General features: G+C 51.5%; 16 protein-coding genes and 2 pseudogenes. 7 read left to right on the forward strand and 11 right to left on the reverse strand.

What is annotated here, in order from left to right; translation table 11 throughout:
- Positions 1–8: 8 nt before the first annotated feature.
- The gene (malG, locus tag CWC46_RS20550) at positions 9–899 is read left to right on the forward strand and encodes a maltose ABC transporter permease MalG (protein WP_021014668.1); all 891 of its coding nucleotides are present in this window, start codon (positions 9–11) and stop codon (positions 897–899) included.
- A 304-nt stretch (positions 900–1,203) separates the two neighbouring features.
- Here malG and malQ read toward each other — a convergent pair whose 3' ends face one another.
- Together malQ and malP are read right to left on the reverse strand one after the other, a co-directional pair.
- Complete coding sequence (gene malQ / locus CWC46_RS20555; protein WP_021014667.1) at positions 1,204–3,294, reverse strand: 4-alpha-glucanotransferase; 2,091 nt, start codon at positions 3,292–3,294, stop codon at positions 1,204–1,206.
- A 10-nt stretch (positions 3,295–3,304) separates the two neighbouring features.
- Positions 3,305–5,710 (reverse strand): maltodextrin phosphorylase, encoded by a 2,406-nt coding sequence (gene malP, locus CWC46_RS20560; protein WP_021014666.1) that lies wholly within the window; start codon positions 5,708–5,710, stop codon positions 3,305–3,307.
- Between the two features lie 296 nt (positions 5,711–6,006).
- Here malP and malT point away from each other — a divergent pair, with 296 nt between their 5' ends.
- On the forward strand, positions 6,007–8,730 hold the full coding sequence (gene malT / locus CWC46_RS20565; RefSeq protein WP_021014665.1) for an HTH-type transcriptional regulator MalT: 2,724 nt from the start codon (positions 6,007–6,009) through the stop codon (positions 8,728–8,730).
- A 377-nt stretch (positions 8,731–9,107) separates the two neighbouring features.
- Positions 9,108–11,282, forward strand: coding sequence for a catalase/peroxidase HPI (katG, locus tag CWC46_RS20575; RefSeq protein WP_021014664.1), 2,175 nt, complete (start codon positions 9,108–9,110; stop codon positions 11,280–11,282).
- A 254-nt stretch (positions 11,283–11,536) separates the two neighbouring features.
- Here the strand turns inward: katG and CWC46_RS20580 are convergent, their stop codons facing one another.
- Together CWC46_RS20580 and CWC46_RS20585 are read right to left on the reverse strand one after the other, a co-directional pair.
- A complete protein-coding gene (locus CWC46_RS20580) occupies positions 11,537–13,435 on the reverse strand; it encodes an aspartate:alanine exchanger family transporter (protein ID WP_021014663.1) in 1,899 nt (632 codons plus the stop codon).
- Positions 13,428–14,810, reverse strand: coding sequence for a glutamate decarboxylase (locus CWC46_RS20585; protein ID WP_021014662.1), 1,383 nt, complete (start codon positions 14,808–14,810; stop codon positions 13,428–13,430). The genes CWC46_RS20580 and CWC46_RS20585 overlap by 8 nt, the downstream gene beginning before the upstream one ends.
- 557 nt (positions 14,811–15,367) lie before the next feature.
- Here CWC46_RS20585 and CWC46_RS20590 point away from each other — a divergent pair.
- Positions 15,368–16,015 (forward strand): pentapeptide repeat-containing protein, encoded by a 648-nt coding sequence (locus CWC46_RS20590; protein WP_021014661.1) that lies wholly within the window; start codon positions 15,368–15,370, stop codon positions 16,013–16,015.
- 475 nt (positions 16,016–16,490) lie between these two features.
- Here CWC46_RS20590 and CWC46_RS20595 read toward each other — a convergent pair whose 3' ends face one another.
- The 4 genes from CWC46_RS20595 to CWC46_RS20610 all read right to left on the reverse strand — a co-directional run bounded on the left by CWC46_RS20595 (position 16,491) and on the right by CWC46_RS20610 (position 20,331).
- Complete coding sequence (locus tag CWC46_RS20595) at positions 16,491–17,150, reverse strand: O-methyltransferase (RefSeq protein ID WP_021014660.1); 660 nt, start codon at positions 17,148–17,150, stop codon at positions 16,491–16,493.
- A 57-nt stretch (positions 17,151–17,207) separates the two neighbouring features.
- Positions 17,208–18,497 (reverse strand): chloride channel protein, encoded by a 1,290-nt coding sequence (locus CWC46_RS20600; RefSeq protein WP_021014659.1) that lies wholly within the window; start codon positions 18,495–18,497, stop codon positions 17,208–17,210.
- Between the two features lie 194 nt (positions 18,498–18,691).
- A complete protein-coding gene (locus CWC46_RS20605) occupies positions 18,692–20,008 on the reverse strand; it encodes a type II toxin-antitoxin system HipA family toxin (protein ID WP_021014658.1) in 1,317 nt (438 codons plus the stop codon).
- Entirely contained in the window at positions 20,002–20,331 is a 330-nt protein-coding gene (locus CWC46_RS20610) for a helix-turn-helix transcriptional regulator (RefSeq protein WP_021014657.1), read from the reverse strand. Before CWC46_RS20610 ends, CWC46_RS20605 begins: the two co-directional genes overlap by 7 nt.
- A 305-nt stretch (positions 20,332–20,636) precedes the next feature.
- On the opposite strand from CWC46_RS20610, the pseudogene CWC46_RS23780 reads away from it, so the two are divergent.
- Both CWC46_RS23780 and CWC46_RS23405 read left to right on the forward strand, forming a co-directional pair.
- Positions 20,637–20,760: pseudogene (locus CWC46_RS23780) on the forward strand (DMT family transporter); the annotation flags it as partial.
- Positions 20,761–20,768: 8 nt separating this feature from the next.
- A pseudogene (locus tag CWC46_RS23405) lies at positions 20,769–21,013 on the forward strand (EamA family transporter); the annotation flags it as partial.
- A gap of 51 nt (positions 21,014–21,064) precedes the next feature.
- Here the strand turns inward: CWC46_RS23405 and CWC46_RS20620 are convergent.
- A complete protein-coding gene (locus tag CWC46_RS20620) occupies positions 21,065–22,309 on the reverse strand; it encodes an aromatic amino acid transport family protein (protein WP_021014655.1) in 1,245 nt (414 codons plus the stop codon).
- Positions 22,310–23,381: 1,072 nt separating this feature from the next.
- On the opposite strand from CWC46_RS20620, the gene CWC46_RS20625 reads away from it, so the two are divergent.
- The gene (locus CWC46_RS20625; RefSeq protein WP_201797186.1) at positions 23,382–24,209 is read left to right on the forward strand and encodes a Rossmann-like domain-containing protein; all 828 of its coding nucleotides are present in this window, start codon (positions 23,382–23,384) and stop codon (positions 24,207–24,209) included.
- A gap of 90 nt (positions 24,210–24,299) precedes the next feature.
- On the opposite strand, the gene tsaA is transcribed toward CWC46_RS20625, so the two are convergent.
- Both tsaA and CWC46_RS20635 read right to left on the reverse strand, forming a co-directional pair.
- Positions 24,300–24,773, reverse strand: a complete 474-nt coding sequence (gene tsaA / locus CWC46_RS20630) for a tRNA (N6-threonylcarbamoyladenosine(37)-N6)-methyltransferase TrmO (RefSeq protein ID WP_021014653.1) — start codon at positions 24,771–24,773, stop codon at positions 24,300–24,302.
- 127 nt (positions 24,774–24,900) lie between these two features.
- Positions 24,901–25,629, reverse strand: coding sequence for a DUF1295 domain-containing protein (locus CWC46_RS20635; RefSeq protein WP_021014652.1), 729 nt, complete (start codon positions 25,627–25,629; stop codon positions 24,901–24,903).
- Positions 25,630–25,632 lie beyond the last annotated feature (3 nt).

Genomic DNA, 25,632 nt, shown 5'->3' on the forward strand with positions numbered 1-25,632 from the left:
AATAAGAAATGCCCATGGTTAAACCGAAGTCGCAAAAAATCAGACTGTTCGTGACGCATCTGCTGTTACTGTGCTTTGTGGCGCTGATCCTCTTCCCGCTGCTAATGGTGTTTGCTATCTCGCTGCGGCCCGGCAACTTCGCCACCGGGAGTATTATTCCCGATCACGTGTCGTGGGATCACTGGAAGCTGGCACTCGGCATGGCAGTGACCAACGCCGATGGCAGCGTCACCCCGCCGCCGTTTCCGGTGATGCTGTGGCTGTGGAACTCAATCAAAATTGCGGTGATTACCGCGATAGGTATTGTGTCGCTCTCTACCACCTGCGCTTATGCCTTTGCCCGCATGCGCTTTCGCGGCAAAAGTACTCTGCTGAAAAGCATGTTGATATTCCAGATGTTCCCGGCGGTACTTTCACTGGTGGCGCTTTACGCCCTGTTCGACCGCCTCGGCCAGTATGTGCCGTTCCTTGGGCTGAACACCCACGGCGGAGTAATTTTTGCCTACATGGGAGGAATTGCGCTACACGTATGGACCATCAAAGGCTATTTCGAAACCATAGATAATTCGCTGGAAGAAGCCGCGTCACTCGACGGCGCCACGCCGTGGCAGGCGTTCAGGCTGGTACTGTTGCCGCTGTCCGTGCCGATCCTGGCGGTAGTATTTATTCTGTCGTTTATCGCCGCCATCACCGAAGTTCCGGTCGCTTCGCTGCTGCTGCGTGACGTCAACAGCTACACACTGGCAGTCGGTATGCAGCAATACCTTAACCCGCAAAACTACTTGTGGGGCGACTTTGCCGCCGCCGCGATTTTATCGGCAATACCCATCACCGCCGTGTTCCTGGTGGCCCAACGCTGGCTGGTTGGAGGCTTAACAGCCGGTGGTGTGAAAGGATAGATTTATACCCTGAATCACTCGGGTTGCAGGAAGGTGGCAAACTCAAGGCTCGTCCAGGCGCATGACCGTATCCTGTGACCGGGATGAGTGAGTACTGCCGAGCATCGGTGACATGAAGTATGACAGGTAGAGTGCAAGGCCCTCGTTGTTTTTTTGGTAGTACCTCTGTGTCTGACGTTCTTTCGGCGGCCTGAACAGGCCGCTTTTTTTATATTTTCAATCAGGATAGCGAAAAAAAAGGTTTCCATTTAATCCCGGAAACCCTTTCCCATTTCGATAAAGCATTTGATCAACGCGACAAAACCTAACTCACTGACACTTTCCTGCGCCGTTTATCCAGGTCCTTGATCAACTTATTGACGTCATCGTTGGCAAACATCGCTTCCAGCGTGCAGGTCAGTTTGCGCCGCCAGTTGGGGTACTCGTCTATGGTGCCGGGAATATTGACCGGTTCGTGCATATCCAGCCAGTCTTCCGGCTGAAGTCCCAGCAAGGCGCAGGCACTGTCAGCCATATAACGTTGCAGGCCACGGCTAAGCGTCGGGGTCATGCCCATCGCATCGGCTTTGTGCCCGATATTCTTTGGCACACAGCCATAATTGTGCAAGCCGTCAAGCAGGCCCTGGCGCGCACGCGCACGGTCGACGAACAGCTCATCCAGCACCGCTTCATCAGGATACAGACCGAGTTTTTTACCCAGCGTCAGATCGTCGGCTTGCCAGTAACCACGCAGCGTTGGCAGGTCGTGGGTGGTGATAGTCGCTATCGCCTGTACCGGATAGGACTGTGGCGCACGGAAATTGTTATCGGTATCGCGCTCGAAGTACAATACCTTGTAGGAGTACACCCCGCTTTCACGCAATTTGCTGACGATCTCCGCCGGCACCGTACCGAGATCTTCGCCGATCACCATGCAGCGATGACGCTGACTCTCAAGCGCGAGGATCGCCAGCAGATCGTCCACCGGATACTGCACATAGGCGCCGTTATCCGCCGTTTCCCCGCAAGGGATCCACCACAACCGCAATAATGTCATCACATGATCAATACGCATTGCGCCACAGTTGGTCATATTGGAACGCAGCAGATCGATAAACGGCTGATAGGCACGCTTGACCATAACGTGTGGATCCATTGGCCGCAGATCCCAGTTTTGACCGAGAGGGCCGAGAATATCCGGTGGCGCACCCACCGAGGCTTTCAAGCAATAGACATCGCGATCGCCCCAGGTTTCCGCGCCACCTTCTACCACGCCCACCGCCAGATCTCGGTACAAACCGATCGGCATGTCAGCCTGCTGGCTATCGTGGTAACAACGGGCAAATTGCCATTCGGCCAGCCACTGCAACCAGAGATAGAAATCAACCTCGCTTTCGTACTGTTCACAATAGGCTTTCACCGCAGCACTTTGCGCGCTGCGATACTTTTGCGGCCAGTGCGTCCAGCCACCCGGTTCATCACCCTGCTTCGCCAGATGAGCATACAACGCATCAAAAACCGCTTGCTGATAGAGGCTTTCCCCACCTTCACGGACAAACCGCTGATATGCCTTTTGCATAGGATCGCTGGCGCGGCGTGTCATAAATCGCTGATGTGCCAGATGCAATCCAGTCAGTTTTAGCAGCATGATGCGGACATAATCCACCCAGGCACTATCGCGGACTTCTTTAAGGATTTTCTGCGTTTGCGGCTCATACCACCAACGCTGAGCCTCTTCACTCAGTTGGAAATCCTCAACCGCGTTGACATCAATATAAATCACGTTCAGCCAGCGCCGCGAGGACGGGCTATAAGGACTGGCGGCCACCGGGTTACCAGGGTAGAGCGAATGAATCGGATTGAGGCCGACGAAGGCGCCACCGCGACGGCCTATCTCATTGACCAACTGGCGAAGATCGCCGAAATCACCAATGCCCCAGTTATTTTCCGAACGCAGCGTATAAAGCTGCACACAGACACCCCAGAGCTTTTTGCCCGCCAGCAGTGCATCAGGTTCATAGCAGCGCTTCGGCGCAACAATGATCCGACACACCCAGTTTTGGCTCTTCTGGGTCAACGTCAGTTGGTGATAGCCGGTCGGAATTTTACCGGGCAGCGTCAGCGTCATTTTTGCACTGGTGCGGCCCTGCTGAACCACGCCGTTTTCCAGCTGCAATTGCCACTGAAATTCACCTTCACCAGCGATCGGCAACGCCAGACGGTTGCCTTTGATAAACACCTTCACTACCGGTACCGGCGAGGAAACGGCCTGTTGCTGATCGGGTTGCCAACCCATCGCCTCGAGTAATTCCCGTTTGGTGGCAGCAGCAATGGCCTGTTGTTTACCGTGAGCGTTGATGTATCCGGCAACGATCCCCGCTTCGATTGCCGCCTGTTCGAGTTGCTTGCTCTTCATTCCTGCTCCTTTAGCGCTTCGCCTGCCAGATCCGCTGTTGATAATCGCGGATCGCGCGATCTGAACTGAACATGCCGACACGAGCGGTATTGAGAATAGTACGTCGTGTCCATTGCGCTTTATCACGGTACAACGCATCAACCTGCTGTTGCGCCTGGCAGTATTGGGCAAAGTCGGCCAACACCAGATAGGGATCGCCACCCGTCAGCAGACTGTCGATCATCAGGCTGAAGGCACTCTCGTCACCGTCACTGAACATACCGCTTTCCAGATCTTTCAGCGCCGCATCAAGGTGTCTATCTTTTTTGCGCCACTCCAGCGGATCATAACCGTCCGCTTTGAGGGCTTTAACCTGATCGACCGTATTACCAAAGATGAAGATATTCTCTTCACCGACCTGCTCAGCGATTTCGACGTTGGCACCATCGAGCGTGCCGACAGTTAGCGCGCCGTTCAGGGCCAGTTTCATGTTGCCGGTGCCGGAAGCTTCCGTCCCGGCGGTCGAGATCTGCTCAGAGATATCCGCCGCGGGGATCATCAGCTCAGCCACCGATACGCGGTAGTCAGGAATAAATACCACTTTGAGACGATCGGCGACGATTGGATCGTTGTTGACCTTTTCCGCCACCTTGTTGATCGCATGAATAATATTTTTTGCCAGGTAGTAGCCCGGCGCCGCCTTGGCACCGAACAGGAATACGCGTGGCGCCCTATCCATCTGCGGGTTCTCGCGTAACTGGCGATAGAGTGAGACGATATGCAGCAAATTGAGATGCTGACGTTTGTACTCATGCAGGCGCTTGATCTGTACATCGAAAATCGCCTCCGGGTTCAGAGTGATGCCCATGCGTTGCTGAACGTAGGCGGCCAGACGTACTTTGTTGTCGTATTTGATCTGCTGATAACGCTCGCAGAAGGCCGCGTCATCGGCGAATTTTTCCAACCCTTTGAGCACATCAAGATGAGTGATCCATTCGCTTTTCAGGCTCTCATCAATCAGCGCAGAAAGCGCCGGATTACACTGTTTCAGCCAACGGCGCGGCGTGATGCCGTTGGTCACGTTATGGAATTTATTCGGCCAAAGCTGGTGATATTCAGGGAACAGATCTTTCACGACCAAATCAGAATGCAATGCTGCCACACCGTTGACCGCAAACCCGCTGACCACGCACAGATTAGCCATATGCACCTGCTTGTTCTGATGCACCGACAGCTTCTCCCATACTGCGTTGTCGCCCGGCCACTGTTTTTCCACCAACTTTTTAAAGCGAGCGTTGATCTGCTTAATCAGCGAAAAGTGGCGCGGTAACAAGCTACGAACCAGTTTCTCATCCCAGCACTCCAGCGCCTCCGGCATCAGTGTGTGGTTGGTGTAAGCGAAGGTTTTGCTGGTAATAGTCCAGGCGACGTCCCAGGTCAATTGATGTTCGTCGATCAGAATGCGCAACAACTCGGGAATAGCAATAGTCGGGTGAGTGTCATTAAGCTGGATAACCTCAAAAGCAGGCAGATCTTCAATCTTACGGCCAAGGAAGTGATGGCGACGCAAAATATCTCGCACCGAACAGGCGCACTGGAAATATTGCTGCATCAGACGCAGGCGTTTGCCCTGCTGATGATTGTCATTCGGGTAGAGCACCTTGGTAAGTTTGGCGGCATCAATGCCCTTTTGCTCGGCCTTCAGGAATTGTCCGTCGTTGAACAGCGTCAGGTCGAACGGGTGGAGATCCGTTGCCTGCCAGAGGCGCAGCGGCTGACTGACGCCGTTACGGTAGCCAACCACCGGCAGATCCCAGGCTTCGCCACGCAGGCTGAACGCGGGCTGCCACTGCTCCACTCCGGCGCTGTTTTTCGTCAGTTTCCCACCAAAGGAGACGTCCACCGCCAAGCGGCTGTTGTGGCTGAACCACGGATAGCTTTCGCGATACCAGTCATCCGGCGCTTCCTGCTGTTTGCCCTCGTCAAATGACTGACGGAATAAACCATACTGGTAGTTCAGCCCGTAACCGGTAGCAGGCTGGCCGACCGTCGCCATTGAATCAAGGAAACAGGCAGCCAGGCGTCCCAGACCGCCGTTGCCCAGCGCCGGATCGGTCTCCTGTTCCAGCACATCAGCCAGTTCTACGCCTTGCTCAGACAGTACTTCACGCACACTGTCGTACCAGCCGAGGTTAATCAAATTGTTGGCAGTCAGGCGGCCAATTAAAAATTCCATCGAAATGTAATTTACGTGACGCTGATCCTGTTTCTGATCCTGCACCAGAGGTCTCGCCGCGAGCTGTTCGGACAGCGCGCTGCTGACTGCCTGCCACCACTGATGCGGCGTCATATCCTGTGCGCTTTGCAGACCAAAGCCTTGCCACTGGCGGGTCAGGGCATCCTGAAACTGTGTTTTTTCTAAGGTGAGTTGTGACATAGATCCTCTCTGAGCAGGTAATTTTGCAGACGATAACGGTATGCTGAAGGGAAGCCTACTGAGCGGCATCATCCCGCCGGGGATTAGAGAGGGAGGAGATAAAGGGCGTAGTACAGACGGAATTAAGTAGTGTAAAAACAAATAGTAAAACTGTGATGCAGTGCAACTTACCAACACGTAAAAACGTAACAATATTGTTATACCCGCTGCATTGAAAGACCTTGGTAATACTATTAATTACGCATTGTAAAACAAATATACCTCCCGTTAGTTTATCGTCATAAGAATGGATAACCATGCTAATCCCTTCGAAACTCAGCCGCCCGGTGCGGCTACAAAATACCGTAGTGCGCGAGCGCCTGTTAGCCAAACTTGCCTCTGCACAAAATTACCGTCTAGTGCTGGTCGCCTCGCCTGCCGGTTACGGAAAAACCACGCTGGTTGCCCACTGGGCAGCCGGAAAAAACGATCTTGGCTGGTATTCGCTGGACGAAAGCGACAATAAACCGGAGCGTTTTGCCAGCTATCTGGTGGCCGCCATCCAACAGGCCACCGGCGGGCACTGCGTCAAAAGTGAAGCACTTAGCCAGAAACATCAGTACGCGAACCTGTCGGCGCTGTTTGCGCAATTATTTGTCGAGCTGTCTGACTGGTACCGCCCGCTGCTGCTGGTGATTGACGATTATCATCTGATTTCCAATGACACCATCCACGAAGGGATGCGCTTTTTCCTGCGCCATCAGCCGGAAAATATCACTCTGATGGTGCTGTCACGCACCCTGCCACCGTTAGGCATCGCTAATCTGCGTGTGCGAGATCAACTGCTGGAGCTGGATGCCGCGCAACTGGCCTTCAATCATGCCGAAGCCCAACAATTCTTTGACTGCCGTCTGTCAGAGCCGATTGAACGGGCTGAAAGCGGCCGCCTGTGTGACGACGTCGCAGGATGGGCCACTGCGCTGCAACTGATTGCACTCTCAGCACGCCAGTCCAGCGCATCTACTGCGTCAGCGCAGCAGTCAGCTAAAAAACTGGCCGGACTGAACGCCAGCCATCTTTCAGAATATCTGGGAGATGAAGTGTTGGACCGCGTCGATGCGCCAACCCGTAACTTCCTGTTGCGCTGTTCACTGCTGCGCTCGATGAATGATTCTTTGATCGTCAAACTGACCGGCGAAGACAACGGCCAGCAGCGACTGGAGGAGCTTGAACGTCAGGGGTTGTTTATTCACCGTATGGACGACAGCGGCGAGTGGTTCAACTTCCACCCGTTGTTCGCCACGTTCCTGCGCCAGCGCTGCCAGAGGGAACTGCCGGCCGAGTTACCCGCTATTCACCGCCTCGCGGCAGAGGGATGGCTCGCGCTGGACTTCCCGACAGAGGCTATCCATCACGCACTCGGCGCAGATGACACCCATTTACTACGCGATATACTGCTGCAACACGCATGGTCGCTGTTCAATCAGAGCGAACTGACGTTGCTGGAAGAGTGCTTGAATGCGCTGCCGTATGAATGGCTGATTCAGGCTCCGAAACTGGCGCTACTACAAGCCTGGTTGGCCCAAAGCCAGCATCGTTACAGTGAAGTAGAAATGCTGCTGGAACGCGCCGAAAACGAGATGCAACGCCGACATATCGAGATGGATAAAACCCTCAACGCCGAATTTGATGCGCTGCGGGCACAGGCCGCCATTAATGACGGCAAGCAGGATGAAGCCGAGAAACTGGCGACGCATGCGCTGCGGTATCTGCCCTATTCCAGCTATTACAGCCGCATTGTCGCCACCTCGGTGACCGGTGAGATTCAGCACTGCAAGGGTGATTTAAGCCGCGCGTTGCCCCTGATGCAGCAAACAGAACAGATTGCCCGCCGCCACGAGGCTTGCCACTATGCCCTGTGGGCACTGTTGCAACAGAGTGAAATTCTGATTGCACAGGGGTTTTTGCAGGCCGCTTATGAAACACAGGACAAGGCGTTTGAACTGGTACGTGAACAGCATCTGCAGCAATTGCCGATGCACGAATTTCTGCTGCGGCTGCGCTCACAGCTTTTGTGGTCATGGGCGCATCTCGACGATGCTGAAAACGCCGCCCGTGACGGACTGAAAGTGCTGGCTAACTTCCATCCCCAGCAGCAGTTGCAGTGCCTGGCCATGCTGGCCAAATGCTCACTGGCCCGCGGACATCTCGATAATGCGCACCATTACTTACAGCGCTGCGAAAGCCTGCTACAAAACGGCCAGTACCACACTGACTGGCTGACCAATGCCGACAAACCCAGGGTGATTTACTGGCAAATGGTCGGCGATAAAACCTCGGCGCGCAATTGGCTTAACCAGACGGCCAAGCCTGGCATGGCCGACAATCACTTCCTGCAAGGCCAGTGGCGCAACATTGCCCGCATGCAAATTCTGCTGGAACAGTTCGACGAAGCCGAAGTCGTGATGGATGAACTTAATACCAATGCCCGTCAGTTGAAGCTGATAAGCGACCTCAATCGCAACCTGATCCTCTGCAACCTACTCTACTGGCACACCGGACGTAAAAATGAAGCCCAGCGTGTATTGATTGAAGCGCTGGAACTCGCCAACCGCACCGGGTTCATCAGCCATTTTGTGATTGAAAGCGAGATGATGGCGCAGCAGTTGCGCCAACTTATTCAGCTCAATTTACTGCCGGACATGGCACAGCGCCGGGCGCAGCAAATCCTGCGCGATATCAATCAGCATCATCGGCATAAATTCGCCCATTTTGACGAAAGCTTTGTGAATAAGTTACTGACCCATCCGCAAGTGCCAGAACTGATCCGCACCAGTCCGTTGACCCAGCGTGAATGGCAGGTACTGGGGCTGATTTACTCCGGTTACAGTAATGAGCAGATTGCCGGTGAGCTGACGGTGGCCGCCACCACGATAAAAACCCACATTCGCAATTTGTATCAGAAGCTCGGCGTCACGCACCGTCAAGATGCGGTGCAACAGGCCCAACACCTGTTGCAGGTGATGGGCTACGGCGCCTGAACCCAATCAACAACAACGCACCTCATAATCAAACCGCCAGCCACTGGCGGCTTGATCCGAAACATATTGTGCAGACTGTTGGCTTGGGAATGGTGACATTCAAGTAGAAATTATGAGTCATCAGGTACAGCGTGTCACTGTCAACCAGGAGCTTCGATAGGCCACTTTATCTTTCTTTTCCTTCATTCATTGTTTTTACCTATTACAATAATTAAGCCATTCTGGTCAGAAACCCCCCTTCATCCATTTCAAAATGGCACATGCGAGCCTATAGTTGCTGTAGCTTTTTTTTAAAAGCATCTGCAAGGATATTCCGAGTAGATGCGGGCCTACATCGCTTTTTAGTCAAAAATATCAACAAATAACAGGAGTGCTCGATGGAAGATAAAAATGCAAGTTCCGCTGGTAAGTGCCCAGTCATGCACGGCGGTGCCACATCTGCGGGCATGTCCAACATGGAGTGGTGGCCTAAGGCCCTGAACCTGGACATCCTTCACCAGCACGACAGCAAGACCAACCCGATGGGTGCGGCCTTCAACTACCGGGAAGAAGTCAAAAAGCTCGATGTCGATGCGTTGAAACGAGACCTGAAGGCATTGATGACCAGCAGCCAGGAATGGTGGCCGGCGGACTGGGGGCACTACGGTGGCCTGATGATCCGTATGGCCTGGCACTCGGCAGGAACCTACCGCATCGCTGATGGTCGTGGCGGTGGTGGCAAGGGCAATCAGCGCTTTGCACCGATCAACTCCTGGCCCGACAACGTCAACCTGGATAAGGCTCGTCGTCTGCTGTGGCCGATCAAGAAGCAATACGGCAACAAGATCAGCTGGGCTGACCTGATCATCCTGGCTGGCACTATTGCCTATGAATCGATGGGTCTGAAAACCTTTGGTTTCGCCTTTGGCCGGGAAGATATCTGGCACCCCGAGAAGGATACCTACTGGGGTTCAGAAAAAGAGTGGCTGGCCCCCAGTGGCAGTGCTAACAGCCGCTACTCTGGCGAGCGCGATCTGGAGAACCCACTCGCCGCTGTGATGATGGGACTGATCTACGTGAACCCGGAAGGCGTAGATGGCAAACCCGACCCGATCAAGACCGCCCACGACGTGCGCGTCACTTTCCAGCGCATGGCCATGAACGACGAAGAAACCGTGGCCCTGACCGCTGGCGGCCACACGGTGGGCAAGTGCCACGGTAACGGTGATGCGAAGCAACTAGGCCCCGATCCCGAAGCCGCTGATGTAGAAGATCAAGGCCTGGGCTGGATCAACAAGACCAGCCGCGGCATTGGCCGCAACACGGTGACCAGCGGTCTCGAAGGCGCGTGGACCACCCACCCCACCCAGTGGGACAACGGTTTTTTCCACCTGTTATTAAACTATGACTGGGAACTGAAGAAGAGCCCGGCAGGTGCATGGCAGTGGGAGCCGATCAACATCAAAGAAGAAGACAAGCCAGCCGATGTCGAGGACCCTTCTATCCGCCATAACCCGATCATGACCGATGCCGATATGGCCCTGAAGATGGACCCTGAGTATCGGAAGATTTCGGAACGCTTCGCCCGAGACCAAGCCTACTTCTCTGAAACCTTTGCACGCGCCTGGTTCAAACTGACCCACCGCGACATGGGGCCGAAGGCACGCTACATTGGCCCAGATGTTCCGAAAGAAGATCTGATCTGGCAAGATCCAGTGACTGGCGGTCGCAAGGATTACGATGTAGCCGACGTCAAGGCAAAAATCGCAGCCAGCGGGCTGAGCATCAGTGAAATGGTGTCCACGGCCTGGGACAGCGCCCGCACCTTCCGGGGTTCGGACAAGCGCGGTGGCGCCAACGGCGCACGCATCCGTCTGGCCCCACAAAAGGACTGGGAAGGCAATGAACCAGCCAGGCTGGCCAAGGTGCTGGCCGTACTGGAAGGTATTGCGGCGCAGACCAAGGTCAGTGTGGCCGATGTCATCGTCCTGGCTGGGAATGTCGGGGTCGAGCAGGCTGCCAAAGCGGCGGGTTTCGACGTCGTCGTACCTTTCGCACCTGGTCGTGGCGATGCCACACCGGACATGACGGATGCCGAGTCGTTCGATGTGTTGGAGCCGTTGGCCGATGGTTACCGTAACTGGATGAAGAAGGACTACGTCGTCAACGCCGAAGAGTTGTTGCTTGACCGCACTCAACTGCTGGGCCTGACCGCGCACGAGATGACGGTTCTGGTAGGTGGCATGCGCGTCCTCGACACCAATCACGGCGGCACCAGGCATGGGGTGTTCACTGATCGCGCGGGTGTTCTGACAAACGACTTCTTCGTCAACCTGACCGACATGGCTCACACTTGGAAGCCTGTGGGGCGCAACCTGTACGAAATTCGCGACCGCAAGACAGGCGCCGTGAAATGGACCGCCACGCGTGTCGATCTGGTTTTCGGCTCGAACTCGATACTGCGCTCCTACGCTGAGGTCTACGCACAAGACGACAATAAGGGCAAGTTTGTGCAGGACTTCGTTGCGGCATGGACTAAGGTTATGAACGCCGACCGTTTCGATCTGGCCTAATGTCGACTGCGGGCTAACCCGCCAACACTCAGTCGCAGAAAGACCGAATAGCATAATTGCTTTTCGGTCTTTTTTTGCACTGTTAAACTTGCTGATCTGTCTTTGATTTAGCCCTCACCTTGTTTTCAAATCAACCAACGAAAGCAAGGCCACGATGACAAGACAACAATATACCCCCTGGAGTTCAAGCACAGAGCCGTTTAGCGATCTCCCGGTTTGCCATCAACGGAGATCGCTATATGTACCGAGCACCATCAAGACAGTATCATTGAGAAGTAGCCACCAATCAGAGCAAGCACTGTCGTCAACGCATAGCCAACCGGATAGGGTACGGCAGCGATGGAACTACCAGACTCCTCGATGATCGCGTTCAAGCCCGGTGTGCTGTTGCGGGCTCCCGTGGCGGCACCATCGGCAATGATCGAGTTCAGACCGAACACCTTGATCCCAATCCAGAAAGCAACGAACGGCGGCACTAGTGCTCCGATAACACCGATCAGCGCAAGCCACAGGATCGTGTCGCCGCCAAGAGCGGTAATAACCTTGGGACCGACATTGGCTGAAAGGACGGCGACAAAGGCATTCAGACCGAAATCCTGAAGGAAGCTCCGCGCGCCTTCGTGTACAGGGCCACCGAAGTCAGGATTTCGGCTTCGGAAATAACTCACGCCCACACCCGCCATGATTACCCCGGCTGATGTTCCGAACGCAAAGGGGATACCCGAAATCGTAACTGTAACAATACCCACGAGATAGCCCACCAACATGGCCAGCGCGAGATAAAGCACCTCTGACTTCATGGTCGGCAGGATGGCATGTCCGCCCAGTCGCTTTGCCGTTTTCTGTAGTGCCACGTCTGGGCCACTCAGTCGCAGTACGTCACCGAACCGGACATCACTCTTTGGCCCGAGAGGCAGTTCAGTACCGCCACGAAACAGGGCCCGCACGGCGACGCCGCCCGGCATAATCCGGCCAAGATCCGATAAACTCTGCCCGGATAGTTTGTGCGAGCTAATGTGTACATCGGCAACCTCTATCGGGACGTTCCGAGCCAGCGAGTCGTCGGATTCCGGGCCAATCAACTCGCCCTCTTCCAGGATAAGGTTGTCCACATCTGCACGCACCGTGACGATGTCATTCTTTTCCACAGTTGGATCGCTGTCCAGGTCAACAATCTCGCCGTCCCGTACGACGCGCAGGATGGGCGCTTCGGGAAAGTCTTCGGCCAGTTGCGACACCGTGCGGCCGATGAACTTTTCATGTGTGACGGCAAAGGCGCGGACGCCGAAGGGAGAAAACCCCATAACCAACGCACCGGGGGCACCTGGCACAGGATGCGTAGCACCACCGCTGAACTCGGCCTCCGCCAGTTTCGCGTCGGCGACAGCGTTTCGACCGAAGAGGCGTGGAAGATAGCGGATCAACAGTATGATGCCCACCGTAGACAGAACATAGCTGATCGCATAAGCGGCCGCCATATTGGCACCGACTTCCGCGACCGTCATGCCCGCCGGCGGCGTATACGCGCCGCTGGCCAATGCACCCTGACCGACGCCCAGGATCGCCGTGATGGTATAGCTTCCCGAGATCAACCCGGTCGCATAGCCCGGTGCGAGACCTACCAGCTTTGCCCCGAAATAGCAGATGACCCAGTTCAGACTCCAGACGATCAGTCCGATACAGACGAACGCCAGGCCACCCTTTCGCAGACCTGAAAAGAACTGCGGTCCCACCTTCAGCCCAAGGGCATACATGAAGAGCAGCAGCATAAAGGACGACAAGATGCCCGGAATCGCATAGGTAATGCCGTACGCGGCTTCGGCGATCATCGAGAGCACGATCCCCACCAAAAGGGTGCCTGCCGTAGACCCGAGAGAAATAGTCTTGAAGCTGAACTTTCCGAGCAGCGTGCCAAGGGCAAGTGCGAGCAGGACAAACGCAATCGGCTGGTTGCCCAACAGTTGGAAAAAACCGTGAATTCCCGTCTCCGTCACAGGACGGATCGTGTCGAACACCTGCCCGATAACGCCACTGGCCGATGGAGTAGTATCGCCCTGGGCTACAGCAGACCTGGCGATGAAAAGCAGCGGCAATCCTACGCTATTGATGGCGGATTTCAGGATCGCCCTGTCGCCGTGTTCAAGATCAGCCATGATGGAACCCCGGCTTCGCCGTAGAGTTCAGAATCGGGTTCTTCGTGAGGTGATCGATCGATCGCGTGATATCGTCGAGAAGCAGTTGCGCCAGATCCCGACTAACCCCATGGCGGATCAGGATGCGTTGAACGACCGTTTCCTGACGGTTCATTGGCAGTGGATAGGAGGCGATCTGCCATCCGCCCATCCGTACCCGTTCCGACAGATCGTAAAGCGTAAAGCCTTGAACCGTATCGGTTAGCTTGTAGGCAACCGCGGGAAGACCGCCATGACCATCATAGACCATCTCAAAACACTCGAGCGCCGCCAACTTTTCACCCAGCCATTGGGCGGTATCAGAGCAGGCTTGCTGGACCGCGGTATAGCCCTCGCGACCAAGGCGCAGAAAGTTGTAATATTGCGCGATGATCTCACCGCCGGGGCGCGAGAAGTTCAACGCGAATGTGGCCATGTTGCCACCGAGGTAATCCACGTAGAAGATCAGCTCTTCGGGCAGGTCTTCCTGGGATGCCCAGATCACCCAGCCCACACCAAGGGGGGCCAGGCCATATTTGTGGCCAGAAGCGTTAATAGATTTGACGCGTTCTAGCTGGAAATCCCAGACAAGGTCGCGCTGAATGAAAGGAGCGATGAATCCGCCGGACGCCGCATCCACGTGGATAGGAATATCGAGCCCGAGGTCGCGCTGCATTGCATCGAGTTCCTTCGCCAGCGCCTCAACGGGTTCATAGATACCGGTGAAGGTGACACCCAGCGTCGCCACGACACCGATCGTGTTTTCGTCGCAATACTGGCGCAGGTCTTCAGGTTTCAAACCAAGGGCGTCCCCTTCCAGTGGCACCTCACGGATCTCAACATCGAAATACCGAGCGAATTTCTTCCAACAGATCTGCACCGGACCCGTCACGATGTTTGGCTTGCTCGTATCCTTACCTGCTGCTTCCCGGCGCTTACGCCATGCCCACTTGAACGCCAGGCCGCCCAGCATGGCCGCCTCGCTTGATCCGGTCGTTGAACACCCCACCGTTTTCCGAGATTTATTCGCGTGCCAGAGATCAGCAATGATGTGGACACAGCGATTTTCGATTTCGGCTGTTTGGGGGTACTCATCTTTGTCGATCATGTTTTTGTCGATCGAGTCGGTCATGAGTTGCTTGACCTCGTCCTCCACCCACGTGGTGCAGAAGGTTGCGAGGTTCTGGCGGGCATTCCCATCCAGCAAAAGTTCATCCCGAACGAGCGCATAGGCGGCGCGAGGTTCAGTACGACCTTTTGGAAGCTGATACTTGGGGAGGCTGTCTTGTGAGGCTTTCGTGGCATAAATATCCAACCGGCTGGACTGGTTATTTAAGTCAACGTGATGGATAGGCATTTCATCGCTCCTCTGGAGAGATACTTACTGCTAGCGGAGAAAGCGCCGCTTCGCTCTTGTTTGCGAACGCAACCGTAATGACAAGCTATACCCAATAGATTTCAAGATGCAGGAAGGCGGCAAGAGAGCGTCCCGATGAGCTTACTCAGGTAAGTGATTCGGGTAAGCGAACGCAGCCAACACACCTGCCACTTGAAAGATGACGGGTATAAACACGCAGTACCACCTAGAGCACATAGCGCCCTCCTGCGTTCGATTCAGTTGCATCCCTGAGTGGTACACGCCGGAGCGTCTTTCACCGCTTGCCGGGACAGATTTACCAATATAAATAGAGTAGTACATAACATCAGTCTCTGTGGCAGCAGCCACCAAATCGAAGTCACGGACATATCGTTCGGATGTCAGGCACGCCTTGTCGTGGCGCGCTGAATCTGGCTTCCTGAATAGAGATAATATTCTTGAACTTGTAGCAAAATTTGGTCAGGAGTTAGTAATCTATTACACTCAGCGAATGGAATTACAAAAATATTGTAATAAGAATAAAACTGGATAATCGGGTGGTAGCCTTGAAAACCTTACATTTTAATAATGAAAATTTCCCTGTTATTACCGGAGAAACATTTGAGCTAGCCGATTTTTCCGAATGTGAATTTACACGGATAAATCTAAGTGGAGCTACCTTTATTTCATGCGATTTCTATGATAAAGAAAGGAATATGGGATGTTCATTCCATCATGGAAATATAAGAGAAACCAGATTTATTAACTGTGATTTATCATTAAGCTCTTTTAGCTACACAGATGCTTTTGGCGCAGAATTTCTGAACTGTAGATTGATAGGTGCAGATTTTGAAAACGCCAGCTTTGCAAATTTAATTGCCAAAAATAAATTTTTCTGCTCGGGCAAAATAGAGAATTGCAATCTCAGCAATGCAAACCTGGCAGGCATCATTATGGAAGATTGTATACTGAGGGAAAACAAATGGTTTGAAACAGATATTACGAAAGCTATATTTAAAGGCTCGGATCTCTCTAATGGCGAGTTTTCGGGTATCCGATGGACTGATGCCGATTTCACCGAAAGCGACTTAAGAGGCTCATCGCTACATGGACTTGATTTAAGAAAAGTCAACCTTACAGGGGTTAAATTGGATGCATGGCAGATTTCCTTTTTGATTTCAGAATTAGGTATTATTATTTCTTGAGCAAGTGAAGCATAATTTGCGGCACTTTCTTATTTTTAATATAAAATCACCGATGAAATGAGTATTACCCGAGGCAATAATTCCACTCGAGATAATATTCACTAATACAGTCACCACTCCCTGAACTGAAATTAATTTCACTCTTATTGGTGTCATATTATTTGAGCGAACAATAACGCCGAACAGAATTATCACATAGAAGACAGTAATAATGCCTTACTTAAAAGTAACCGCAACATCGCTCTATCCGCGCTCGAACTCCGGGGTGTATTGATGTCTTGCCACAGTGACCTCACTTTCGTTGGTTGTGTTGAAAACAGAGTGAACACAAAATCAAGGGCAGATGGCTTCAACCCGATTGACTCCGGCCCCATATATTCACCTAATCGTATAATTTAAATCAGCGCATCTGCACCAATGGTTAAAGACTGAACGCAACCTTCTCGTCTCAGGGACATGACATAGCAAAGAAGGGTTATCGATTTTGTACACGAAACAGGGCAAAACCATCCCAGCCTTTACTTCCAACGGTCTGCAACGCAGTGCCGGTTAGCACCGGTAACCCCTTCACCGCGGTCAGCATCTGGCAAATTCCTTCGGCATGCACGTCACGCTGCACATCAACAATAGCGCCGCCGCGGATAACATTATCCATAATGATTACGCTTCCGACACAACTGAGCTTGATAGCCCATTCCAGATAAAGCAGACTGTTCTGTTTATCGGCATCGATAAAGATCAGATCAAATGGCGGCTGATGCTGTAAGGTTGGTAACGACTGAGCCGCTTCGCCGACAATAATTGTCACCTGATCCTGCAAACCAGCCCGCATCAGATTCTCACGCGCCACCTGCGCATTGACGGCTTCTTTCTCCAACGTGACCAGACTGCCGTTCGGCGGCAGCGCCCGCGCCATATATTGAGTACTGAAGCCCCCCAACGTGCCGATTTCCAGTACCCGCCGTGCACCACTGATCTGTACCATTAGCATCAGAAATTGCCCTTGCAAAGAGGACACATCGTGTGGCGGCAAGCCCCGCTCAGCATTCAGCGCCAGGGTTTGCGCCAGATTAGCATTCTTCGGAAGTAAACTACGTTCCAGGTACGCATCTACATCCTGCCATTTCTGCTGCATACTGATCCTCCGGTGAATACGAAAATAACAATATAGATATCTTAAACTTCATGATTTTCATGGCGTTTGCTTTTCGCCGGTGCGCACAAGAGTGACCTTATCCTGTTTATGCAGATAACGCCCGGTTAGCGTTGCACCCGCCGTCGCGACGATCAGTGGTATCAAGAAACCAGGCTCGACATGCGTAAACTCCACGATCAGCACAATGCTGGTGAAAGGCATGTTCATTGCGGCACCCAGAAATGCGGTGGCTCCCACAAGAGCGAAAGCGCCTGGCGCGTACTCCGGGAACCACAGGTTCCACACGGCTCCGGTAATATACCCAAGCAGCGCACCACAGCTCAGGCTGGGGGTCAATAATCCACCTCGAGAGCCGGCTTTCAGCGAGCCCCACACCACTCCTGTTTTGCAGATTAACAGTAGTAGCGCCAAACTTATTGACAGTTGGCTGGTAAAGCTCATTTCGGCAATACCTTTCCCGTTGCCAAGCAATTCCGGCAACCAGAGAACCAGTACGCCCATCAACGTGAAATTAATCAGGTTGAAAATAAGCAGGCGCTTATTCTGCGGTATCGATTGCTTGGCGGAGTGCATCATACGAGAAAATAGCCAGGCTGCCGCACCGAAAATGGGGCCGACCAGGAGTGCCCAGATAACCAGGCTACTCGATATATGGAATGTAGCATTGAGAGGATACTGATAATTGTCGCCCAGTACATAACGGGCGGTGAGTGTGGCAAGAACACTGGTGAGCAGCGCACAGAAGGTCAGTTTCAGTCCGGTTTTTTTTAACAAAACCTCCATGGAAAACACGGCGCCAGCGAGCGGCACATTATAGACTGCGGCTAAACCGCTGCCGGCGCCACAGGCTATCAGGACACGCGCCTGTTCAGGGAGTAAGGACCACCGCTGGCTTAAGTGCGATGCGAATAACGAGCCTAGCTCGCGAGGCGCGGTTTCTCGCCCCAGCGGCGAGCCTAACCCCACAGTCACTATCTGCAAAACAATATGGATCAGCGTCTCCCTGATCGGCATGCTGACGGCGCAGTTCTGTAGTGCGGCGGAGATGCTGACCAGCCTGCGTCCATAACGATACAGCAGCATCCATCCCGCGCCAGCTACCACGCCGCACATCATCATGGCCAGAAAGCGACGTGAGGGAACAGCCGCAGTGACGCCATCGAGAAAATGTTGTTGACCCAAAATATGATTCAGGCTGTATCCATAGGCCAGATGCTGAACAGCATGCAGTAGCAACGTCAAGAGAATGCCGCCTATTCCCGCCACAATCCCGGTCAACACCAGTCCAGTGATGAAGCGCCAGTTGAAAGGGGGGGAATATGACATAGTTCACCATCGTGGATTAGCCGTTACTGGTATACGATATACTCGCGATATTACAGGAGGAAGGTGTTCACCTTACTCACTGAATCATCTACGTTTCCGTCGATTCGCGCACCGCTTTCCTCGTAGCTTAAATTATTTATACTATAAATAATTGACGTGTATCATGTGTTTGTAGCGCTGCGCTTGTGTTTAAACTACATTTTTAACCTTAAATTTGATTCAACCTCATCTATCAATGATGCTCGAACCTCTTGTATATCAGCGAGTTTTCTCCAACCAGATACCGTCTCGATGGTTTCATCAATGATGTTGTTGATGCGCCCTTTGGTAAAAAGTGGGCTCAACTTTTCAAGTGAATAAAAATCCTGGCGAACAAAATCATCCCGTTTGCCATTCAAGCTCATCCAGTGACAGTTTATCCATTGGCTTCCCGGTTTATAGCTGTAGGCTAAGTCGTAGGCTGGAGCCAACGACCACGTATCTCCGGTTAAAATGAAAGCCACGTTTTTGGAGTGATCGTCATGGTTTCGAGCAACAATATTGAATGTCATTCTTCTTAACAACTGCTCGGCATCAGTTGCTGACAATTTAAGTTGCCTTGCCACACTAAAAAGCTCTGAGTAGGAAAATGAACCCGGCTTTTTATAATCGACGTGTGCAATACCATTCAGTGTTTGAACATGGACTTTTTTATTCCCGAGGCGGTCGAATCGTTGTGTGATGAAATGTCTGCGATTTCCTTCAGGTAATAACCGACACGGCATCATGTTAATGCCACAGCCTTTAGCCATTAGATAATAAACATATTCCATCGCACAGAATCCCAAAGGATCACCGAAAGTCTCCTGGTTCTTATTGTGTTCGCTTACACCGTCAAATTTCATTAAGTAATGGGTAAACCCAGCGGGAACACTGGATTGGCCTGAACGAGCCTGAGTAAAGTCTGCATTAAAAGCTAAAACGGCTTTCGGTCTTGCACCACCGGCACTCATACCGACGGAAAGCAAAGACAGCATGGTTTCTCTGTCTTCCTGACCATCCTTGTTAAGCTCAATGTCGAAGTTGCTTCGAGAATCCAATATTTCCTGTGCGATAGAAATCAGGGCGTTAATCTCAACCTGTTTCGTTGCATTTAGCCCCTTCATTCTGGTTGCGGGCATATACTCAAGCGCCCCCATACCACGCTTCCCGGTATATTGGAGCCTTTGAAGTGGTGTAATTGTGCTGGGAGATTTACCTTGTGTGGCGACCCATGCATTAAGTACCGCGTTGCCAAAATCATCAGGCAGTGAATCTGCGATTAAACCGGGTAACCCTTTAAAAGTATTAAAATTCAGCTCTGGAAAACTATAGATGCGTTTTGCTAAAGGCATTTTCAGAGGAGCGAGTTCTATGCCTTTCTTGATGAAACCAGGATCGTATTCGAAAGCACCAAGCCCGCTATCCGTATCAAAACTTACGGCGCCGACCACATGGTCTTTATAGCTGACATTGATAACTTCCATCACCATTCTGGTACATCCTCTTCATTGTTTTTTCGTTGCCCCGAGGCGCGTCGCCGCTTTTTACCCTGTAGCCTGGATAGCTGGAGCGGCGAAATCTGCTGTCTAGGAAGAAAACGCTCTAGTTGCTCTGTTAAATTAAGCGCGGCCATGATGGCAACAAAAACGTCTAGCTGAACTCTCCCTTTTTCCGCATTAAGGACTGACTTTCGCGTGATCCCGGCACGTTCAGCTACTTCTACCTGGGTCAGATCATTGTTCAGTCGAGCCTGTTTTAAACGCTCGCCTAGCTCTTCAGCAATCGAAGATGCTGATCTTTCAAGAAAACTCATAATGATCCTTAAATGGTACTTTATATCTTAAAAATATAGTTAATGAGCCAATTGTAGCACATAATAGCATTTAATTATGTCGTCAGTTAAAGTTCAAAATTAAGCACATAATGCGATAAAAACTGCTTAAAGTAACAAATACAGGACATTAAAATATAAAGACTCTAATACCAATAATAAAAACCGCGTGATGGTACCCGACGTAATGGAAAGGCCATAACCTTGGGAATCTGTTGATCATCATCATTAATAAAATGGGTACGGCAGAGTATGTTTTTTTCACGCCCATGACAGAGGAACACATGATGCCTTATTTGTTACTTACACTCGCTGCCATGTTCCGGGGAGGAAACTATGTGGTGGGCCATATCCTGGTCAAAGAGGCAAACCCTATCGTTATCGCGCTGGGCGCTTACAGCTGCGCTGCTGATGGAGGTTTGGTACTTTTCCCATCCTGGCGTCTTATTTGTTTTCGAACCGCGGTATTGCTGAAATTGGTGCCACCCGAGGAGAAATCTATACCCATATTATTCCACTGTCTGGCGGCATTTTTAGTGTCGTGTTTCTGGGAACCACATTTGAATCATTCCGCCTTATCAGTGCCGGGCTCATCATGGTCGGGATCTGGCTGTGCTCAAAAACGCTGGCTAAGTCGTCACCTAAGGCAGCGCTTTCAGAATAAATAAGGTCTTATCCGTTACTATTTTTAGCACCTACTCAAATTCATTGAGCATCACCAACCAGCGGGCAGATAGTCCAACAGTGACGCGATGGCATACACTGCGCTGGACAGATACAGCAACACAATGCTGACCTGCAACAGCGGATGGGTGATCCAACTACACTGCCAGCGCGGTACTTTGTCACCATGCTTACGCGCCCCTCGCAGAATCAACATCGGCATAACCGACAAGATCACCCCACTGAATACGCCGGCAAAATACAGTGCGTTGACGAATGACACCAAACCGCTGTAAGCCAGGACGAACGGTGGCAACACCACTAACAGCAGTACGCTGAAACGACGTAGCGGTTGCTCATCACGACCCAGTTTGAACTGATCGAAAATATTGCTCAGAAAACTGCCGCCCAGCCCCCAGTAAGAGGTCAACATCGCGCACAACGCAAAGATGTTAGCGGAGAAAAACGCCCACTGCCCCAGCGCCTGGCCCCACGAAATAGTTGCTACGTCGGAGATACTATTCAGTCCGCCAAGTGCAATCACCGACATCGGCACCGCCGTCAGCAGCACAAAGGTCATCACCATGCCAACGATAATCGCCTTTGGCAACTGCTCAGGCTTGTCCGAAAAGCCGCGTGCCATTTCCGGCACGATATATTGTGCCGAGAAACAGAACACCACCACGTTGAATACCGGCACCATAAAACGCCAGTCACCGTCCAACAGATTGTGCATCTGGGTCGTGTCTTTCAATAGCGTCGCGACTACCAGGACGCTCAGCATCACCACCATACCGATACTGATAAATTTCTCACCGCGACCAATCGCTTTCAGCCCAAGATACAGCACCCCTGCGGCAGGAGCGAAGAACAATAGACTACCGATCGCTGGGGAAATACCGAACAAAGACTGCAACAGCTTGCCACTGCCGGTCATATAAGCGGTGAGCGCTCCCACACTGTTGACGCAAACCGAGGCAAACATCAGCCAGGAGCCCATGCCACCGACATAACGCTTTGCCAATCCGCTCAGTTGCAGATGGGCATGCGTACGCAATGTGGATTCAGCGACATACAGCATGGTAATGGTGGTCAGCACACCGACCAACACCAACCAGAACAACAATGGTAAAAAGCCGGATTTGCTGGAAGCGTAGGCAATAGAGAGGACACCAGCGCCAATGTTGGTGCCGACGATCATCGCCACCCCTTCGAGAAAGCTCAGAGGTTTGGCCGGTGCAGGTGTTCGTGCCACGGTGGTAATCGCCGAAGAAACATAGGTATTATCAGAAGACATATGTATCATCCTTTCTTCCCCGGTAGCGCCGGCTAGCGGGATAAGTTAATTTGCCAGTGGTTAACAGCCACATCGCTATACCCGATAGATTTCAGGACGGGTATGCGCAGGCATTTCAGCTCCAGATACACCTAAATTCTGTAGCGCGATCCATCACACCTGGTCCTGACGGTTTCATATCGCCAAAGGGTACCAGTTACACCATTCATTCACATTTCTGAAACAATAAGTTTTATTTATGCAGAATGTGGCCCTGTAATCTAGAGCCAGTTGCAAATAATTGAAGGATCCAATTTCGATCGTGAGATGATGATCTGTTGTTGCGCATCTTGATAGAATAGCTAATAAACGCATGAATAATAAGTGATATAACAAATACATCATCAGTATTACGATGTACTAGCTGTCACCTTTCAGCTGTCAATCGTCTCGCGGGGCATAATGCGACAGCCAGGCTATCACGCAACACAACGTTAACTATCTATGAACAATTATCAGGAGGGGAAGGGAAATAAAAGTACGATAACAGAGCAAAATCGTTTCCAGACAAGACGGCGGGTAGCCGGCCTAACCACGTCAGAGTAAAGCGTACTTCAGATCGACCAGATTAGGGGGAGGTTCTTCTTGCTTAAATATAGCATATGCCATATTGTTCTATAGGTAGCACCTGCTCTTTTGATTGATCAGCAGGATCGTTTCCAAACCTTAAAATAAAGAGAAACTTTGCGACCAGGCAGCCTGCCGAAGCGTTAAACTGAATCAAAGTTCGGATCTCTGTGTCAAAAAGGAATTTATACAGATGAGCTCGAATAGTCGACATAGCTGATTTACCCGAGGATGTAACAACGACGGGCTACGATATCAACAGGGACTTCACGCCGGACATTAGCCAACACGCTAGAAACCGTCTGATGTACAGTGATTGACTGTCTGACTCACGGGAAAACACATGTCTGGACAAGCCCGCAGCTCATCCGGACCAGAGTATAAAGAGATATCTATGAATTACCATGACCTCAGAAAGATCATAACATTGCGTAAATTGGGCCTAAAAAAGCGTAGCATTTGGAAGATGATGTGGTCTTCTGACGCAACAAAACTAAATTACCCGCAATTTATACAACAGCTACAACAACTCGAATCATCCTATCAGCACAACAAGCTGCATTCAGATAACGAAATCAACAAGCTGTATGCGCTTCTCAAAAAGGATTTTCTTGAGCAAGTTAACAAATTCGATCTTCAGCGGGAAACGTTGCAAATCCGCTGTCAGGCGCTCAGCTCGGTTGAAGCTATTGGTCATCCTCAACATCAGGACTACCCCATTATTCGAGGTCATGAAAAGATGATCGAGGCGGATTTTATGGGGAGCCGGGGCCAGGCGTTTACCGATCACTATCACAATAGCGAGTATTCACTACAGCAGATCCTTGAACTGCCACTGGAGAATGACCAGCAGCGGGCTGATTTTATTGCCGCACTCAATGCAGTTTATCGACACCTGAAACTATGTGATAAGACCGTACATTGTAAAAACGATGAAATCGTCCTGTGCGGCAAACAGGTAGATAGTGCGGTGATGGCAGATCAAAAAATTTTACTGATCGGTCTACAGCCGAGGATTCTGGAAAACTTGTCGAGCAAACAGCCTATTCGGGTAATCGATCTTGATCCGAGCAATATAGGCCAGCACAAATATGGCGTCACCATCGAAGATGAATCGCAGACCGAGACAGCCATCGATTGGTGTGACCAGATCCTGGCAACCGGATCGACGTTGGTTAATGGCACCATCTGCCAATTTTTACAATCTCAAAAACCGGTTACCTTTTTTGGTGTCACGATCTCAGCAGCAGCAAAGATCTTGAATCTGGATCACTACTGCTTTTGTGGGCGCTGACACCATACACAACATAGCCACAAAACCAACCGGCGGCATCTTAACCTCGGCAATAAAAATGAAAACAGCAACCGGTAACGAATTCATGTTCTATTTAAAACGCTCGTCAGATAGCGTCTGATGTGGATTCATCCCCTGCAAATACCAGCCATCACGGGTTCCCTGAACATTATCGAAAGCTTGAATATAAGGTTTGATATCAATAATGGGTGTGCCGTTCAGCAGATCCAGACCTCGAACATGCAAGACATTTCCCTCCCGGCGTTCTAATTGCACAATAGTGAGACCAAGTGGATTAGGCCGTCTTGGTGAGCGAGTAGCAAAAACGCCTCGCTCCTGAGTATCCAGGAACGGTTTTACCTTAAGACTATGGTTATTAGAACGATGCAGATGAAACAGCAAATAAAGGTGGGAGAACCCCTCAATATCTTGTAATCCTTCGGCGTAATCATCAAAAAGCACGATCGTCCCACGAGAGTCGGAGATACCATATCCTTGTAATGGAACGCCATCGACGGATTCGAACTCTGTCATAGCCTTGCCGATTTCAGAAAACTTAATCATTTGATGCTCATTAACAGTAGATGGTGGCAATATTTTACCGCTTGAATAGAGCATATGCCATGAAAGAGTGACCTTAGATGCCCCAGGCTATCGTTAATCAAACCGCTACTGTTCCCTGAGCTATCCACTAAAAGATAAAGGGGATAAAGCACTTCACTTTCCTTTTATAGTCAAGCCAGGCGTTACCATAGCGCTGTTCGGCCATTTTCTCACTTTTGGGAATCGCATCAGCGAAGTATTGGACAATATTGGTCAGCGGCGCAATTACCCCAAACCAGTTGCCCGCCAGCAGTCCGAAACTGGCAAAAATCAGAAAGTCGCCAAAATAATTGGGATGACGAGACGTCGCCCAAAACCCGGAGCAGAGGATCTGGCCTTTATTTTGCGGATTTTGTTTGAAGCGGCGCTTTTGGTAGTCGCCGCCAAAGTGATAGAGGGTGCCGAGACTATAAACCACGATGGCTACCCATTGAACTGTGCCAAATGGCCCTTGCAATTGACTGGCCCAGTAAAAAGGCAGGCAATACAACCACCCGAAGATGTTCACCATCATCACCGCCAATAACGGCACCTGTTGTGTGGGTAACACATCCTTGAGTTTGGATGCAGCAGTATTGCCGTACCAGAGTGTCAGTACAATATTCATATGAAGTAGATAAATACCGACAAAGGCCAGGATCAGAGCTTTATGGTTTATATCACCCCCACCAAAATAGCAAAATACCAAGGCAACCGGCCCCATCGCATTGAATCCCCACAAAAACATCGGCCGGGTATCCCGTGCCTTTTGGCTCGTCACGAAGGCCAGAAAAGACATGACTAATAATACGACAACCACTGCAATCCAAACGTCCATTAT

This window comes from Prodigiosinella confusarubida (assembly GCF_002847015.1).
GTDB classification, from domain to species: domain Bacteria; phylum Pseudomonadota; class Gammaproteobacteria; order Enterobacterales; family Enterobacteriaceae; genus Prodigiosinella; species Prodigiosinella aquatilis.

What these genes read in the sequence shown, in the direction of transcription:
- CWC46_RS20635 (WP_021014652.1), bottom strand. Translation starts at nt 25,629, where the DNA reads ATGGACGTTTGGATTGCAGTGGTTGTCGTATTATTAGTCATGTCTTTT.
- malP (WP_021014666.1), bottom strand. Translation starts at nt 5,710, where the DNA reads ATGTCACAACTCACCTTAGAAAAAACACAGTTTCAGGATGCCCTGACC.
- CWC46_RS20620 (WP_021014655.1), bottom strand. Translation starts at nt 22,309, where the DNA reads ATGTCTTCTGATAATACCTATGTTTCTTCGGCGATTACCACCGTGGCA.
- CWC46_RS20600 (WP_021014659.1), bottom strand. Translation starts at nt 18,497, where the DNA reads ATGTCATATTCCCCCCCTTTCAACTGGCGCTTCATCACTGGACTGGTG.
- CWC46_RS20595 (WP_021014660.1), bottom strand. Translation starts at nt 17,150, where the DNA reads ATGCAGCAGAAATGGCAGGATGTAGATGCGTACCTGGAACGTAGTTTA.
- CWC46_RS20625 (WP_201797186.1), top strand. Translation starts at nt 23,382, where the DNA reads ATGATGTGGTCTTCTGACGCAACAAAACTAAATTACCCGCAATTTATA.
- CWC46_RS20585 (WP_021014662.1), bottom strand. Translation starts at nt 14,810, where the DNA reads ATGCCTATCCATCACGTTGACTTAAATAACCAGTCCAGCCGGTTGGAT.
- CWC46_RS20580 (WP_021014663.1), bottom strand. Translation starts at nt 13,435, where the DNA reads ATGGCTGATCTTGAACACGGCGACAGGGCGATCCTGAAATCCGCCATC.
- katG (WP_021014664.1), top strand. Translation starts at nt 9,108, where the DNA reads ATGGAAGATAAAAATGCAAGTTCCGCTGGTAAGTGCCCAGTCATGCAC.
- malG (WP_021014668.1), top strand. Translation starts at nt 9, where the DNA reads ATGCCCATGGTTAAACCGAAGTCGCAAAAAATCAGACTGTTCGTGACG.
- tsaA (WP_021014653.1), bottom strand. Translation starts at nt 24,773, where the DNA reads ATGATTAAGTTTTCTGAAATCGGCAAGGCTATGACAGAGTTCGAATCC.
- CWC46_RS20610 (WP_021014657.1), bottom strand. Translation starts at nt 20,331, where the DNA reads ATGAGTTTTCTTGAAAGATCAGCATCTTCGATTGCTGAAGAGCTAGGC.
- malQ (WP_021014667.1), bottom strand. Translation starts at nt 3,294, where the DNA reads ATGAAGAGCAAGCAACTCGAACAGGCGGCAATCGAAGCGGGGATCGTT.
- CWC46_RS20605 (WP_021014658.1), bottom strand. Translation starts at nt 20,008, where the DNA reads ATGGTGATGGAAGTTATCAATGTCAGCTATAAAGACCATGTGGTCGGC.
- malT (WP_021014665.1), top strand. Translation starts at nt 6,007, where the DNA reads ATGCTAATCCCTTCGAAACTCAGCCGCCCGGTGCGGCTACAAAATACC.